This window comes from Paraflavitalea speifideaquila (assembly GCF_032395985.1).
In the GTDB taxonomy this organism is placed as follows: Bacteria; Bacteroidota; Bacteroidia; order Chitinophagales; family Chitinophagaceae; genus Paraflavitalea; species Paraflavitalea speifideaquila.
Genome location: NZ_CP135920.1, coordinates 1,276,105 through 1,291,589, shown reverse-complemented (window position 1 = coordinate 1,291,589; position 15,485 = coordinate 1,276,105). Strand labels below are relative to the sequence as shown.

Genomic DNA, 15,485 nt, shown 5'->3' with positions numbered 1-15,485 from the left:
CCCGGCAGGTATCCCGAAGCACCTACGAGTTATTTATTGATCAATGATGGTAAAGGGCATTTCGCTGATCAGATCAGTACGATGGCCCCGGCGCTGCAAAAAGCAGGTATGGTTACGGATGCTGCCTGGGTTGACCTGGATGGGGATCATAAGAATGACCTGGTTATTACGGGTGAATGGATGCCAGTACAGGTATATCTTCATAAAAACAATGGGCTGCAGGAATCCAGTTCCCGGTACTTTGACAAAAATATAGTGGCTGGTGGAACAAACTTACTGTGGGTGATTTCAATAAGGATGGCAAGCCCGATCTGCTGGTGGGCAACCAGGGTTTGAATACGCAATGCCGGGTAAGTGAGGAGCAACCGGCTTCGCTCTATTACAAGGACTTTGATGATAATGGTTCCATTGATCCTATTTGTTGTTTCTATGTACAGGGCAAAAATTATCCTTTCGTAACACGGGATGAACTGCTGGACCAAATGAGCATTATGCGCACCCGTTTCACGGATTATAAAAGTTATGCCGACGCTACCATGGAAAGCATCTTTACGAGGGAAGAACTGGAAGGGGTGAAGGAGTTAAAGGCCAATTACCTGGCCACCGCTTATTTTTAAGTGATGCCCAAGGTAAATTCCATTTGCAGGCATTGCCTGAACAAGTGCAGCAATCGCCGGTGTATACGATTACGCGCCTGGATTACGATAAGGATGGTATGGACGATGTGTTATTGTGTGGCAATATTAACCGTGCGCGTTTGAGGTTTGAAATTATGATGCCAATTATGGCGTGTTGCTGCGCGGTGATGGCAAGGGGCATTTTACCTATGTAAGCCAGCAGCGATCGGGCTTTCATCTCAGTGGTGATGTACGTAGTGTAGTATCCATCAATAAGCAATTGCTCTTCGGCATCAATCAGCAACCTATTAAAGCCTATACAACTCATTAAGTATGCGTATCCTTTATTGTTTGATAATCATGTTATGTTGCTGCCTTGCCGGCTGCCGGCAGGCAGCCAGGCCTTTGCCGGTCTTTACTACAAGTCATATCAGTCAGGTACTTACGCAAATGACAGAGGTAATGATCCATGATATTACCAATCCGCCACTGGCTGCCCGTTTTTTTCTTATGCCTGTCTGTCGGGATATGAAGTGATGGTCCAAAATGACAGCAATTATTATAGTATGCAGGGTATATTAAAAGCATATCCAGCTTTGCACAAGCCCGATTCGCTGCAAGGGTACGATACTATGCTTAGTGCTTTGCTGGCGATGATGGAAACAGCGAAGAAGATGCAACCATCGGGTAAAATGATCAACGACTATGAGCAGCGGTTCCTGGACTCCTGCAAGAAGATCGGTTTTCCGGAGGAGGTGATAGATCGATCGCTGGCCTATGGTTCCTGGGTAAGCAAAAAAGATACTTGCCTATGCCAAGGCGGACGGATATAATAAGATCAGCAATTATGCCCGTTATACGCCGGTGAAAAAGCCTGGCTGCTGGTTTCCGACCGGTCCAGCATATATGCCAGCCGTAGAGCCCTATTTCAACACGGTAAGGCCCTTTACGCTTGACTCCTGTTCGCAGTTCATCCCCCGCCGGCCTATAGTCTATGCCACGGATAAAAACTCTGACTTTTACCAGTTGGTATTGCGCAACTATACAACCACCAAAGATATGCCGATGGAATACCGTGTTATAGCAGCATTCTGGGATTGCAATCCTTTGCGGTGCAGGATGACGGGCACCTGCTGCTGGGCTTAAAAGATATCCCCAGGCGCCCATTGGCTGGGCATTACAGGCATTGCCTGTCAGCAGGCGCATAAAGGTTTTGGCGAAAGCATGCAGATCCATACGTCGGTAGCCATGGGGCTGATGGATGCATTCATTACGTGTTGGGATGAAAAATACCGCAGTAACCGCATTCGTCCGGAAACGGCTATCCGTCAGTTGATCGACCCTCATTGGCAGCCCTTGTTACAAACACCTCCTTTTCCTGAATACCTAAGTGGGCATTCAGTGATCTCGACTGCTTCGGCCACTATTCTATCCCATTACTTTGGGGATCATTTTACTTATACGGACAGTGTGGAGGTATCTTATGGGCTGCCGGCCCGCCAGTTTGGTTCATTCAGGCAGGCGGCTGAAGAAGCAGCCATCAGTCGTTTCTATGGTGGTATTCATTTTATGGATGCTATTGAGCAGGGTATGGTACAAGGTACCAAAGTGGGTGATCAGTTGGTAAAGAAAATAACGCGGAAACAATAAGCCTTTACAACGGCGTACTTGCTATATTGGTCAACGATTTCAAAATAACGAACTTTGATGAGCCCGGAAAAATTGACTTGGTGAGTTATATGGAAAAGAATTTCATGTTCAATATGCCCATGGAGAAATTCGGTTACCTCACAGGCAGAAGCCTCACCACTTTCAAGCGCGACTTTAAAAAGGCATTTAATACCACGCCCCAAAAATGGCTTACGCAAAAGCGGCTGGAACTGGCGCACTATCACCTTGTAGATCAAAAGAAGAAACCTATTGATGTTTGCTATGAAGTAGGTTTTGAGAATTTATCGCATTTCTCGTTTGCTTTCAAAAAGCAATTTGGATACGCCCCTACGGAATTATTAGCGGGCAACAAATAATAAACTTTGTCACCCTACCTTCCTCAATACAGGGCAGTTGAATTAAGGTAAGATGTCAGGTACTTGTCAACTTTCAGCCTTGTTGAGGGTGAGCCGCCCTTGGAGGGCGACCCACAGACGGTTTCGACAAGCTCAACCTGACATCGCAGTCTAAAGGAATAGGATGTTGTGTCTAAACGACAAAGGACTGCGCAATGGCAGCCCTTGTTCGTTTAAACGGGTTGGGGAGTAATCATTTACTGTTTGATCAGCCGGATGGTTTCGGAGCCTTGCATCCCTTCCAGTTTCAATATATACACGCCGCTTTGCAGGGCACTGATGTCCTTGCTGATGCGTGCTTCGCCCGGACGGATAGCCCATTGATGAATCAGCCTGCCATTAAGGTCCAGCAGCTTCAGCGAACGCCAGCCCTGGCCGGCCAACTGCAATACAAAGGGCCCTGCAGTAGGATTGGGAAACACCCCGGTTTTAACGGTGGTATTTGCTTCATCAGTTGTGATGGCCGTAAAGGTCTTTGGGCCGCTATTGGCAGCTTCGGTAATCCTGATGCAATCATCAATACTGAACCAGTTGAATTTAAAGCTGCCTGCTTTTACGTGGATGCCTGTATAAGTAAGTGCCGGGAGGGTCATGGTATCCTTAATGGTTTGCCAGGCACCGCCGGTATTGGGAATATCTATCAGGCCAAAGATCACGCCGCTATGTCCTACGCCTGCCTGGGCCGGAGCGGTAGTGGATACGCGCAGGCTCACGGTATATACGCCTGCCACGGGCACGCTGAGGGTATTGTAAGCAAAGAAATTATTGAGGGCCAGGCCGGCAAAATTTTGTCCGCCGCCAATATCGGTACAGGCTTGCAGGTAAGGCCCAGGTGAACGGTTGGAAGCGCTTTCGGCTTCGTATTTATTATTAACGCCACAGCTAAGGTTGTACACAGCAACGGGGGCGGTAGCAACAATGGTATCGGCGTTGACGGTTACTGTATAAGCACCCGGGTTGGTACCGGCCGTGAATAATCCCGATTGACTGATACTATTGCCCGCGCCGCTTACAGCCCAATTAAGACCGGATACTGGCATTACGTTGTTATTGCCATCATAACCAGTAGCCGCGAACTGCCGGGTTTGCCCACCCGCTATTTCCAATACAGCAGGCAGTAGTTCCAGGCGCGAAAGTACAGGCGGAGGCGCCGCGCAATTATCAATGCTGAACCAGTTGAATTTGAAACTGCCGGACACTACATGAATGCCGGTATAGGTTAAAGCAGGCAGGTTGATGTTGGCTTTGATGGTTTGCCAGGCGCCGCCGGTATTGGGCAGGTCGATGATGCCAAAGGTCAGCCCGCTATGGCCAACCTTCAACTGAGCCGGTGATGTGGTGCTGATCCTTATGCTGATGGTGTATTTACCTGCTACGGGTACGTTGAGGGTGTTATAAGCAAAATAATGCCCTACGGCCAGGCCGGCAAAGTTTTGTCCGCCGCCAATATCCGTACAGGCTTGCAGGTAAGGTCCGGAGGCGTAATTGGAGCTGCTTTCCGCTTCGTACTTTCCATTTACTGTACAACCGTATTCTACCTTCACCGGGGCTGTTTTGGTAACAGCACCGGCTGTAATAGCAAGCAGGTAATTACCGGGCGTGTTGCCCGCTGTGAAAATGCCTGCTGTATCTACACTATTACCCACACCGCCCACTGTCCATACCCTGGTAGTGGGTAAGCTCATCAGGCTATCAAACTGATCATAGCCCGTGGCTTTGAATTGGTGCGAAGCGCCTGGAGGAACGGTAGCCGAATCGGGCACCAGGGTAATACGTGTTAGTACCGGCACGGGCACAATCTTCACCACGGCTTTCCCAATGGCCTGGGGCATAATGGCCCGCACGGTATAGAAGCCGGTGGAATCGCCGGCTGTGAGTAAACCATTTGAATCGATGCTATTACCTGCTCCCGCCACATGCCAAAAGGGGCCCGCCAGCAGGTTCATATAGTTGTTGTTTTGGTCATAGGCAGCGGCTTTGAACTGTTTGATTTGCCCGGCCATTACCGTACTGCTATCGGGTGTTACGACGATCTTAGTAAGGTTTACATCACCGGCGGGAATGAATTGCAGCCAGTTGAAGTTCCAGCCACTGGCATTGGATTGAATGCGAATGGTCTTTTGTCCGGGCGCCAGCAGGAAGGGCGAAGAATTGACGGTAGCCCAGTTTTGCCATCCGCCACTGGCAGGTAGCTGTACGGTGTGGATGGTAGTGGTATCGATCAGCATTTTCAAACTGGTAGCTGAATTCACGGCCACCCGGTATTGTACGCGGTACAGCCTCCAGGAAGGAACCTGTATATCGTATTCAAACCAGGTATTGGCGCCAATATAACTTATGTTGCGGTTGCCGCTGGTATCGGCAGTAGGTTCGGTGCAACAGGCGTTGGAGTTGTCAAAGCTCTCGGCTTCTATGCGTGCCGGTATCAATTTATAATTGGTAGGCCGCACGTTTACGTTGGTTGTGCCGGCAAGGGTTACTGTATCTATAGTAGCGGTGGCTGTAACGATGCCTTCCGCTTGTACGGTGGCCAAACCACCAGCCGTAATGGTATTGCCGGCGCCGGTAATGTTCCACACGGGGTTGATGCTCATGGCCCGGCCATTTTGATCAAAAGCCTTTGCCGTGTATTGTTGTGTTTTGCCTGGCAACAGTAATAGATCGGCGGGCGTTACAGCAATGCTATCCAATATGGGTGTGCCCAATCCTTTTTGGTATACGCGCACATAATCCACCTGCATGCTATCGGGCCAGTCGGCCTCTGTAATATTGCCTCCCATACCACCGCCAATAGCGAGGTTAAGAATGATATGAAACTTTTGATCAAAGGGCCAGTCTTTCCAATCGGTATGTGGATTGGCATAGGTATAACAAACGGTACTATCATAAATAAACCGTAGGGAATCGGGGCTCCATTCCAGCTTGTACACATGCCAGGTGGTATCGGCATCGGGCAGGAAACGCGAAGCGGATAGATGACCTCCATTGGTCCAGTTATTGTTTTGTGTATGCACGGTAGAAAGTACGGTGCCAAACTTATTGCCCACATGTTCCATAATATCTATTTCACCGCTTCGGGGCCAGCCGCCATAAGCGCTGGTAGTAGGCATGAGCCAAATTGCTGGCCAGGAACCACGTGCTCTTGCCAGTTTGGCCCTTACTTCCACCTTGCCGTATAAGAAATCCATCTTGCCCTGGGAGATCACGCGGCCCGACGACCAGGGTTCGGTGGTTGTGGTATTGGGAAAATCTTTTTACCTACAATCACCAGGCTGCCATTGTGCACCCGGGCATTGTCGCGGGTGGTATCGGTATAAACCTGTTGCTCACCATTGATCCAGCCCTTGGGTTTGGGATCAACTGTCCACTTGCTTTTGTCGGGCACACCATCTACTGTAAACTCATCATTGTAGATCATGGTCCAATTGGGATTGCCTTCAAATACTACATTGCCTTTGGCAGTATAAACGGGGGTATTGGGGTTTACCAATTCCTGTCCGGCAACCTGTAATTGCAAGGTGGCACGGGAATAGTTGGCCGGCGAATTACCGCTTAACGTGATCGTGGCAGTAGTATCGTTCGTGCGTTGCACACTGCCAATCGTTACGCCCGGCGGCAGGTTGGTAGCCATCCAGTTGACAGTTGTCAATGTGGGCCTGAATACATCACCGTACAGCTTTGCCTGGAGCACTACCCCATCTTCCTGTCCCATGTTTACCCGCGTATCAGTAAGGGTAATGCTTTTAGGATTGGGAGCTTGCACCAGGTCGAAATACAAAGTACCCTTGGCTTTTTTGCCGTCGATATAGTGTACTTCAATCCGGTTGAAATCGGCTCTGTTGCTGACGCTTTGAAAATTAAAACTGGCCTGCTCCCAGCGGTTTACCTGACCTACTTTGTAGGTAAAATAAACAGCCCTGGTATAATCGGTCCCAGGCTGGAGTTTAAACATGATCTCATCGGTGGTGGTACTGTACACCAACATTTTGAAAGTTGCATTGCTCAGCAAGTCGAAAGTGGCGGTCATGTTGCAGCCTGCACTCATGTATTCAAAGCAGGTTGTGTCTTTAGTAAATTTGGCCACCAGGGGCTTGTATTCAAACCCCGGGGGCGGGATTGGGCACCCCAAATTCTACTTTACCGGTGGCGCCGGGTCCTGCGTAATAAGTCCAGCGGCCGGAGCAGGAGCCATTGCCTTCCATATCGTCGAGGAGTAATAGTTGTGCGCTCCCGTTACGGCATAGCAGTAGCAGGAACAACACGAGGAGTGTTGTAACTTTTTCATATGACAGCGTGTTTGGTTTTTTAGCGGGGAATCAACAGTACGGCATCGGCTACTACGGTACCGCCGGCGCCATCTGCTGTAATGGTTATATAAGATCTTTTCCCGGCAGGCAATTGGTACGAGCCTATGCTTACCCATTCGCCGGAGGTTTGGCCTGCTACCTGTATCGAGGCAGGGCTAATGGTAACCGGGCTATTCTTTTTCCATCATATACCTGCATCGCGATCTCACGCGCCATGTTGCTGTTTTTGGGCAGGTAGATGTATACATCGTATTTGCCAACCCGGCTAATGGTGGGCGTAAAGGTGATGGCTTTCTTTTCGGTTGTACTTTGTTGGGCTACCAGGTGCGAGGGGCCATAACCACCCTTTTGTACCGTCCACTGGCCGGTAGTCACCACTTTTTCTTTATCGTCATTATCAACAATGATCTCCGGCGCCGATCCATTGGCCAGGGGATTGGCTTTTAAGGTAGCCTGTAGTTTTGTGATGTTTACTTCCTGTACGGGTTTCTTTGCATTGATGGCCATCACGGCTGCTACGGCTGCCGATTGGCCCAAGACCATGAACACCGGTTCCATCCTGATAGAGCCATAAGCTATATGGCTGGCCGATAAGCAAACGGGCACCAGCAGGTTATTACATTCTGCAGCCTTGGGAATAATGCAGCGATAAGCAATGGGATAAGGACCAAAGCCACCTATTTGCACATCGCCTTCATTTTTACCATACCATTCACGACGAGCCGCTGGCAATTGTGTGAGTCCATGGTATAAGCTGCCATGCCTATACCATCGGTTACGGTTTCCTTGCCTTCGCAATTGGCTTGGGTCATTACATATTGGCCCATCATTCGGCGTGCTTCGCGTACATACATCTGGGGCGACCAATGACCATTGTTGGTATACTCATCTTTGGGATAACCCCACTTCAACATTTCTTTGCGCAGGTGTTCGGGCATACGGGGATCGTGGCCAATAAAATACAGGAGGCCCTTGATATAACTAGTATGAGCTTCGGTGATCTTTTTACGGGTAGCATAATCAGCTTCGGCATAATCATAGTTCATACCGATCATATCGGTTGAGAAAGGTCCATTGTTGTTGATATCTGTTTTATGGTTGGGCATGAGGTCAAACTTGAGAAAACCCCATAGGTCACCAACAGGCTTTTTCTTCAGCACGCGCAATAGCAATTCATATTTTTCCGGGTCGTATCCTTCGGGCTGGGTAATGGGTAGCAGGTTATCGGGCTGGCTGGTAAGGCAGATCCTGAAATTGTAAGCCTGGACTTTTTATCGCCTTGTCCTTGTGGTTCTAATGCAGCGGGGCTAATGCCCCAAACCAACCCGCTTTCGGGCTTACCGGGTTCTTTGTAAGGATCAATGCCATCGGGAAACTGGTGTTTTTCTCTTAGCTGCACGCCGTTGTAGGCTTCGTTGTACAAGCTATTGGCCTCACGCCCCACGGTATAGCTAACACCAGCTTTGGCCATGAGATCGCCCTCATAGGAACAGTCGATAAACATTTTAGCCTGAATCTTTTTGGCGGTTTGCGGTGTGGGTGTCAAAGGATCATTCACTTCAATTTCGCGGATGGTACCCTGTTCTTTTTACAGCAAAAAGAGCGGCATTATAAAGCACATCGACTTTGGCTGCCTGGATATAATATTGAAAGGTTTTTCTGCTATGCCGGGTTCAAATATCCAGGATTCAAACTTACCGTAATGATGGCCCAGGCGACGATAGAAATCAAGCGCCAGGCCGGTAACGGCATATTTATTCCCGATATCAGTATAGCCCAATCCACCCGAGCTAAGACCTCCCAGGCGTGTGCCGGGTTCTATCAGCAATACTGTTTTACCCGATTGTTTGGCGGTATAAGCTGCTATTACGCCGGCACTGCTGCCTCCATAAATGCAGATATCGACTGATTGGGTGGTTTGTGCGCTTGCCTGCAAGGCAAAACACGCGCAAAGGATAGTTGTCAATTTTTTGATCAGCATAAGTGTGCTTTATATGGTCATTATCGTTGAACAAGGCTGGCTTTGACAAGCTCCTTTAGAGTCCGGAAGTCGGAAAGTCCGGAAGTCCGAAAGGAAAACTTTTAGTTGCCTTCGACCAGCCTTCGACTACAAAGCCGGAGGCTTTGAAATAGGCGTCATCCGCCATACGGCGGGAAGGCTGGCGACTGACTAAAGACGGCTTCTTAATATCCCGGATTTTGGTCTTTTAGGGGATCGATGGCTTTGTTATAATTGGTTTCATTGACGGGTATGGGCCACAGCAAATGTTTATCAGTTACTGTTTTTCCTTTAGCCGCCAATATGGTTTGTTTTACTATGGCCAGGCGTTTCAGATCGAGCCAGCGCTTACCTTCATAACAGGTTTCATACATCCGCTCGCGCACTACCAGGTCGAGGAAGGATTGCAGGGTATTGTAGTCGGCCAGTTTAAAGTCAATGGTTGCATTGGCTACGGCAGGATTAACGCCATAAGCCCGGCGGCGCACCATATTCAACTTTTCCATGGCATCGGCAGTAGGTCCGTTGTTAACCCGGTTGGCCGCTTCGGCATACAGCAATAACAAATCGGCATAGCGGTACATGGGATAATCATTACCCGCATTGCTGGCCGCGGTAGCTTTGAGGTCCCTGAACTTACGATTCAATACGGTGGTGGGCCCCAATCCAAAAGTCTTAGGATACCAATTGTAAATATACCGCAGGTCGTTGCGGTCCCAGTTTTTCATAATGGGTATTACCTCCGAATCGCTGTAGTTGGTATAAAAAGCCGCCTGGCGGAAAATAACCTGAGCCGGGATAATGGGCATACATCACATAATGAAATCCCTGGTTGCTGCCCAGGCGGGAGAATTTAAAGTAAAAGATCTCTTCGGGAGTGCTCACTACTTCGGCGCCATACAGCTTTTCAAAATCATCGGCTACGGTAACATTTACCAGGGAGTGTTTTCCGGAAAGGATCACTTCATTGGCTTTGTTGCTCGCTTCGGTCCATTTGCCCAGGTTGAGGTATACATCAGCCAGGAGGGTTTTGGCAGCCCATTTGGAAGGGTGCCACCCAGGCGGGCTATATCGGGCAGGTTGGTTTCGGCAAAGAGCAGATCGTCGAGGATCAAAGCATATACTTCGGCGGCTGTATTGCGTTTTACATCTACTTCTTCCATATTGTTTTCCGTGCGTAGGGGTACGCCGCTCCAATTACGCACCATGCAGAAGTAGTTGAGGGCACGCATAAACTTTGCCTCTCCTACAAATTTGGCTACATCGGCGGGTAGTATCTTGGTGCCCAGGGGAGCTCTTTTAATGATGATATTGGCATTGCGGATAGACTGGTAAAAGTTGCGCCACATATCGCCAATGCGGGTAACATTGGTATTGTCGAGCCCGGCATAATCATTCAGGGGTGCATGGCTGCCACGGCCATACATGTAATCGGCATAACATTCGAGTTGTATGGTATACAAGCCGCCTATGCTGCTGACGCCACGCAAAGGGGTATAAATAGCATTGGTGCCCGCTGCCACTTCAGCAGCAGTATTGTAAAAAGTTTCTTCGGCTATGGAGTAAGGGCTTTCTTCCAGGGTTTTGGAGCAGGAGCCCAATAGCAGGGAGCAAGCTATGAGTTGAACAAAGTGTTTCATATAAAGAGTTGTAATCGTTAGTGATGAGATCAAAATGCACAGCGAATACCTACGGTAACGGATTTGGCAGTAGGGTACGAGAAATAATCAATACCCTGGGTAACGGAATTGGAACCACCAAAAACATTCATTTCGGATCGTACCAGCTATAGCTGGTAATGGTGATCAGGTTTTGCCCGCTTACATACAACTGGGCATTCCTCAACCATTTGGCCCTGATAGCGGTGCCGGGGAGGTTATAAGCCAGCTGAATATTTTTTGAACCTCAGGTAAGAACCATCTTCTACAAACCGGCTACTCATATTGCCGGGCAGGGTGCGGGTCAGCTTGGGATACTTGGCATTGGTATTGGTGGGCGTCCAATGATCGGTAAACACTTCGGCCGGCATATTGAGGCCCATACCCAGGTCGAGGGTAGCCGCCTTGTTAAGGTTAAAGAGGTCATTGCCTTGTGATCCTTGGATAAAGAGGGAAAACTCAAATCCTTTCCAGGCCAGGTTGGAATTAAAACCATAAATGAAATCAGGGTTGGGATTGCCAATAAAGACCTTATCGGCAGCGGAGATACTGCCATTCTTATCTACGTCTTCAAAAACAGGGATGCCTTTGTCGTTGTATCCTGTTTCTTTGTATCCATAAAAGATGCCCATGGGCTGACCTTCGCGCAATAGGTTCACTGCATCATTGAGATTGCCTGTATACAAGCTGCTACCTGGGATATCCTGTCCGCCATATAATTTCAGGACTTTATTCCTGCTGCGCGATACGTTGGCGGATACATTCCATTCAACAGGTCCGTTCAGGATATTGGCATCTATACCGATCTCAAAACCCTTGTTCTCTACCTTGCCTACATTGCGCAATACATTGGTATAACCCATTGAGGCAGGCAATTGTACACTGTTGAGCAAGTCGCGGGTTACTTTACGGTAATAATCAAAAGTGATCTTGATGCGGTTATCAAGGAGGCTCGCATCAAAACCCAGGTCAAACTGGTCGGTTGATTCCCATTTCAATTTGCCGGGCAGGGTACTGCCGGGCGCCAGGGCATTGTACAAAGCATCGCCAAAAACAGTTTTGGAACCCGAGAGTTGGTTCAGGGTAGCATAAGGACTAATAGAAGGATTACCAACGGATCCATAGCTCACCCGCAGTTTGAGGTCTGACACAAATTTTACCGGTTCAAAGAACTTTTCATCCGATACCCTCCAGGCAAATGCAGCAGAGGGGAAATGGCCCCATTTCTCGGTAAAGCGAGAAGAACCATCGGCGCGGAAACTTACCGTAAGGAGGTATTTATCCAGCAGGCTATAGTTTACCCTTCCCAGCCAGGAAAGCATTACCCATTTTTCGTAATAGGAACCAGGTATGCCGGGTGTTTCGGCCAGTCCGAGGTTGTAGGTGGCGGTATTGTCGCTGATAAAACCGGTACCGTCTGCATTTAAGGAAGTATAGGTATTATCCTGGTAGGTAAAACCACCGGTGGCGGTAATACCATGGATGCCATATTTAGCGGTCCAGGTAGCTACATTCTCATTGAGGAAACTGGTGCGTTGGGTTGAACTCACACTGGCATAACCAGTATAGTTGGTAGTGGTATCAATTTTAGCATAGAAATCCGTGCGATCAGTAGCGCGTTCTACACCACCCGATACTTTGAAGGTAAACCCTTTAAAAGGTTTGATGGTAAAAGCTACATTACCCAGTATACGGTCGGCATCAATTTTATCGGTTACATTATCAATGGTAGTAAGCGGGTTATTGATGGCATTGGAAATAAAGGGGTAGGCGGTATTCAAGCGCCGGTAGGCGCCGGTTGGGGTATAGGGCGATAAAGTAGGCGGCGCGCCAAGCATACCCGAGATCAGGTCACTGCCCCTGTTGCCCCGGCCTGAGTTCTGCCGGTTGCTTTTGATCTTTACGAGGGAGAGATTGGAAGCAACGCTGAACATTTTGCTGATCTCATGAGTAAGATTGGTACGTACGGAATAGCGGTCAAAATCGCTGTTGCGCACAATACCATCCTGCAAAAAAGCACCAGTAGAAAAGGAGAACTGTGTTTTATCATTACCGCCACTTACGCTCAGGTTGGTAGAATAAAGAGGCGCATTGTGCATCACCAGTTTTTGCCAATCCGTGCCTGATGACTTACCAAACTCCTCAATTTGTTGCTGGGTAAAAAGGGTGCTACATTATCATTTACTGCTTGTTCATTGTAGAATTGGGCATACTGTTGCGCATTCATCAGCTTCAGTTTCTTAGAAGGCATTTGCAGGGTATATGCACTTTCAAAATCAACATAGGTACGGCCGCCTTTACGACCACCCTTGGTAGTGATCATTACCACGCCATTTGATCCCCTGGCGCCATAGATGGCCACAGAAGAAGCGTCTTTGAGGATGTCAATCGACTCGATGTCAGCATTCTGCAAAAAAGTAGGATTGCCATTTACCGGGAAACCATCTACTACATACAAAGGCTCATTATTACCAAAGATGGAGTTGGTGCCCCTGATGCGGACACTGATGCTGCCACCTGGCGAGCCATTGTTTTGCAATACCTGCACCCCAGGCGCGCGGCCCTGCATGGCCTGCACCACGTTGGTAGTAGGGAAACTATTTACCTCCTTACCACTTACCTGGGCTACTGATCCGGTAAGGTCTCTTCTCTTCACGGTTCCATAACCTATCACCACAATCTCATTGAGGTTGCGTACTTCTTCCTGCAACTGGATGGCGATGGTGGTTCTATTGTTTACGGGTTCTTCATGTCTTTTATAACCTACATAACTAAATACCAGGGTAGCGTTTTCGGGCACGCGGATACTGAAGGAGCCATCAGCACCGGTATTGGCGCCTTTATCGGCTCCTTTTTCCAGGATGGATACACCGGCCAGGGGTTGGTTCTTGCTATCGGTAACAAGGCCATTGACCCTGATCTCCGGATCGCGGGTGGCCTGTTCCTGTTGCCAGTCAATATTCATCTGCAGGTCCTTATCGATGGAATCGCGCTGTAGTTTTTCTATCACTACAATGGTATTGTTCTTTACTGCATATTCCAATAAAGTATTGTCGAATAGCAGTTCCAACGTGGTGAGTAGTGAGCGGGTACGCAGGGGCAGGTTCACTTTTCTATAAGGTGATATCTGGGACTCCACATAGGCAAATCGGAAGTTGCTTTGCTTTTCGATCTGACTAAAAGCATTTTTAAGCGACTCGTCCTTCAGGCCCACCGATACTTTGGTATCTCGTAGTATTTGTGCTTTCCCCGGACTGGCCACCAGCAGGTTAGCAGTACATAGCAGGGAAGTAATGATGAAGCAGTTTAGTTTCATAATGAATAGCCATTTTTGTGAAACTGGTGTTGGGTAATGGACACAAAAACTCCCATTCCTGGCAAGAAATCTCATACCTTTAATAAGTTTTAAATGTTACGCAATATTTAAGACCCGGCTACTCTAACTTCCACTTAGGGTAGCCATTTTTACTCATACACTTGTTGTATTATTCGTTCTTACATCCTTCGCCTTCCAGCCATATTATATGCCCATCTTCTTTGCTCCAGGATGACCGGGTAAGTTGTCCCAGGATATCCAATATTTCTTCCAGCGATTTGCCGGCAGGATCAACGGTGAACCGGCAGTTGCGCAAGGCTTCGTTACGGAACCGCAGTTCCACATTGAAATGATGGCCAATAAGCTGGGCTGCTTCTTCAAACCGGATATTATCAAACAACAGGTCATTGTTTTTCCATTGTATTACTTGTTTTACATCGGCCTTTGTCAACAGGGGAACTTCGGATTGTTTATCAATGATGAGTTGATCGCCCGCCACCAAAATGCTAAGGGGCTTTTGATTGTTCTGTCGCTGCACCTGCACCTTGCCACGCTCTACCGTAATAGCCACCAGGCTGTCTGTTGAATAGGCTTTGATATTGAAAGCAGTTCCCAATACGCGGGTTACAAAAGCGCCGGAATGCACGATGAATGGCTTGTGGGGATCGTGTTGTACATCAAAATAAGCTTCGCCCGTAAGGGTTACCACCCGTACGGAATCGGTAAAAGCAGCGGGATAATCCAGGTGGCTATTGTGGTTGAGGATAACTGTGGAGCCATCGGGCAGGATAATTTTTCTACGTTCATTTTCTTTGATATGACCGGCCAATGCAGGCGGTTGCACCGGCACCCTGTTAAAATACCACCAACCTATTGCCATACACAGCAAGAGGGAAGCAGCCACACTTATATACAGTCTTCGACGACCCAAGCGGAGTACGGGGGTAGTAGTATACCCAGATTCGTACTTATCAATCTTTTGTTGTACGCGCTCAAATACGCGGTCCAATTCATCATGGGTGGTGGGATGGGCATGCTCTTCGTGGTGCCATTGTTCCTGCAACTCCTGGAGTACCAGGTCATTCTCTGATAGTTCGGACATGAGCTGCCAGAATTCTTCTAGTTCTTGCCGGGAGCAGGCATTGTCCAGGTATTTTCTAAACAGGTATTTTAACCGGATGGGGTTGGAAGACATATGGCATCGTTGTTAACCATATAAGACGACTGCCGGCAGGGGGTAGTACTATTGAGGGGAAAATAAATTTGGAGTGGCGGGTTCGTTTGATTGAAAATAAAAAAAGCTGTTTCAGGATTGCAACAGCTTTTAAAGGGAGAAAAATTCAGGGAAAACGGACACAATTATTCAGGTAAATTATAATATTGCTGCACTGCTTTAAAATCGGCAAAAATCAATTGGTGGTGCAATCTTCATTCTTCCACCGGTGGCCTCGCTATTGGCATATATTCTTATCACACGGGCCTTTGCATAATTTTCTCCTAAACCTACCTTGTCAATGTAAAT

Annotated in this window: 19 protein-coding genes and 1 pseudogene; 7 read left to right on the top strand and 13 right to left on the bottom strand. The window is 48.2% G+C overall.

The genetic code is table 11. The annotated features are described in order from the left end of the window. The first annotated feature begins 36 nt into the window (after positions 1-36). From RS881_RS09110 to RS881_RS09080, 7 genes are all read left to right on the top strand, one after another. Positions 37-336 carry a hypothetical protein gene (locus tag RS881_RS09110; protein WP_315820789.1) on the top strand — a complete coding sequence of 100 codons (300 nt, stop codon included), beginning with the start codon at positions 37-39 and terminating at the stop codon, positions 334-336. Further along, complete coding sequence (locus RS881_RS09105) at positions 279-617, top strand: FG-GAP repeat protein (RefSeq protein ID WP_315820788.1); 339 nt, start codon at positions 279-281, stop codon at positions 615-617. Before RS881_RS09110 ends, RS881_RS09105 begins: the two co-directional genes overlap by 58 nt. Positions 618-789: 172 nt before the next feature. Beyond that, positions 790-948, top strand: coding sequence for a hypothetical protein (locus tag RS881_RS09100; RefSeq protein WP_315820787.1), 159 nt, complete (start codon positions 790-792; stop codon positions 946-948). Between the two features lie 235 nt (positions 949-1,183). Beyond that, positions 1,184-1,450, top strand: a complete 267-nt coding sequence (locus RS881_RS09095; protein ID WP_315820786.1) for a hypothetical protein — start codon at positions 1,184-1,186, stop codon at positions 1,448-1,450. A 73-nt stretch (positions 1,451-1,523) separates the two neighbouring features. Next, entirely contained in the window at positions 1,524-1,763 is a 240-nt protein-coding gene (locus RS881_RS09090) for a hypothetical protein (RefSeq protein ID WP_315820785.1), read from the top strand. A gap of 78 nt (positions 1,764-1,841) precedes the next feature. Continuing rightward, positions 1,842-2,267 (top strand): vanadium-dependent haloperoxidase, encoded by a 426-nt coding sequence (locus tag RS881_RS09085; protein WP_315820784.1) that lies wholly within the window; start codon positions 1,842-1,844, stop codon positions 2,265-2,267. Positions 2,268-2,356: 89 nt separating this feature from the next. Then, positions 2,357-2,644: a helix-turn-helix domain-containing protein gene (locus tag RS881_RS09080; protein WP_315820783.1), complete on the top strand. Its 288-nt coding sequence runs from the start codon at positions 2,357-2,359 to the stop codon at positions 2,642-2,644. Positions 2,645-2,880: 236 nt separating this feature from the next. Here the strand turns inward: RS881_RS09080 and RS881_RS09075 are convergent, their stop codons facing one another. The 13 genes and pseudogenes from RS881_RS09075 to RS881_RS09020 all read right to left on the bottom strand — a co-directional run bounded on the left by RS881_RS09075 (position 2,881) and on the right by RS881_RS09020 (position 15,158). Beyond that, a complete protein-coding gene (locus tag RS881_RS09075) occupies positions 2,881-5,889 on the bottom strand; it encodes a carbohydrate-binding protein (protein WP_315820782.1) in 3,009 nt (1,002 codons plus the stop codon). Next, a complete protein-coding gene (locus RS881_RS09070) occupies positions 5,886-6,767 on the bottom strand; it encodes a glycoside hydrolase family 16 protein (protein ID WP_315820781.1) in 882 nt (293 codons plus the stop codon). The genes RS881_RS09075 and RS881_RS09070 overlap by 4 nt, the downstream gene beginning before the upstream one ends. Before the next feature lie 13 nt (positions 6,768-6,780). After that, complete coding sequence (locus RS881_RS09065) at positions 6,781-6,945, bottom strand: hypothetical protein (protein ID WP_315820780.1); 165 nt, start codon at positions 6,943-6,945, stop codon at positions 6,781-6,783. Positions 6,946-6,988: 43 nt separating this feature from the next. Further along, positions 6,989-7,081 carry a hypothetical protein gene (locus tag RS881_RS62230; RefSeq protein WP_484557617.1) on the bottom strand — a complete coding sequence of 31 codons (93 nt, stop codon included), beginning with the start codon at positions 7,079-7,081 and terminating at the stop codon, positions 6,989-6,991. A gap of 44 nt (positions 7,082-7,125) precedes the next feature. Continuing rightward, the gene (locus RS881_RS09060) at positions 7,126-7,722 is read right to left on the bottom strand and encodes an FAD-dependent oxidoreductase (RefSeq protein WP_315820779.1); all 597 of its coding nucleotides are present in this window, start codon (positions 7,720-7,722) and stop codon (positions 7,126-7,128) included. Next, positions 7,668-8,201, bottom strand: coding sequence for an FAD-dependent oxidoreductase (locus RS881_RS09055; protein WP_315824408.1), 534 nt, complete (start codon positions 8,199-8,201; stop codon positions 7,668-7,670). The genes RS881_RS09060 and RS881_RS09055 overlap by 55 nt, the downstream gene beginning before the upstream one ends. Continuing rightward, positions 8,144-8,971 (bottom strand): annotated as a pseudogene (locus RS881_RS09050) (FAD-dependent oxidoreductase). The gene RS881_RS09055 and the pseudogene RS881_RS09050 overlap by 58 nt, the downstream one beginning before the upstream one ends. 203 nt (positions 8,972-9,174) lie before the next feature. After that, the gene (locus tag RS881_RS09045) at positions 9,175-9,717 is read right to left on the bottom strand and encodes a RagB/SusD family nutrient uptake outer membrane protein (RefSeq protein ID WP_315820778.1); all 543 of its coding nucleotides are present in this window, start codon (positions 9,715-9,717) and stop codon (positions 9,175-9,177) included. After that, complete coding sequence (locus tag RS881_RS09040; RefSeq protein WP_315820777.1) at positions 9,665-9,952, bottom strand: hypothetical protein; 288 nt, start codon at positions 9,950-9,952, stop codon at positions 9,665-9,667. The genes RS881_RS09045 and RS881_RS09040 overlap by 53 nt, the downstream gene beginning before the upstream one ends. Further along, positions 9,949-10,629 (bottom strand): RagB/SusD family nutrient uptake outer membrane protein, encoded by a 681-nt coding sequence (locus tag RS881_RS09035; RefSeq protein ID WP_315820776.1) that lies wholly within the window; start codon positions 10,627-10,629, stop codon positions 9,949-9,951. The genes RS881_RS09040 and RS881_RS09035 overlap by 4 nt, the downstream gene beginning before the upstream one ends. Positions 10,630-10,865: 236 nt before the next feature. Continuing rightward, positions 10,866-12,749, bottom strand: a complete 1,884-nt coding sequence (locus tag RS881_RS09030) for a SusC/RagA family TonB-linked outer membrane protein (RefSeq protein WP_315820775.1) — start codon at positions 12,747-12,749, stop codon at positions 10,866-10,868. Next, positions 12,746-13,963 carry a TonB-dependent receptor plug domain-containing protein gene (locus RS881_RS09025; protein WP_315820774.1) on the bottom strand — a complete coding sequence of 406 codons (1,218 nt, stop codon included), beginning with the start codon at positions 13,961-13,963 and terminating at the stop codon, positions 12,746-12,748. The genes RS881_RS09030 and RS881_RS09025 overlap by 4 nt, the downstream gene beginning before the upstream one ends. Positions 13,964-14,132: 169 nt before the next feature. Beyond that, positions 14,133-15,158 carry a FecR domain-containing protein gene (locus RS881_RS09020; protein ID WP_315820773.1) on the bottom strand — a complete coding sequence of 342 codons (1,026 nt, stop codon included), beginning with the start codon at positions 15,156-15,158 and terminating at the stop codon, positions 14,133-14,135. Positions 15,159-15,485: the final 327 nt, after the last annotated feature.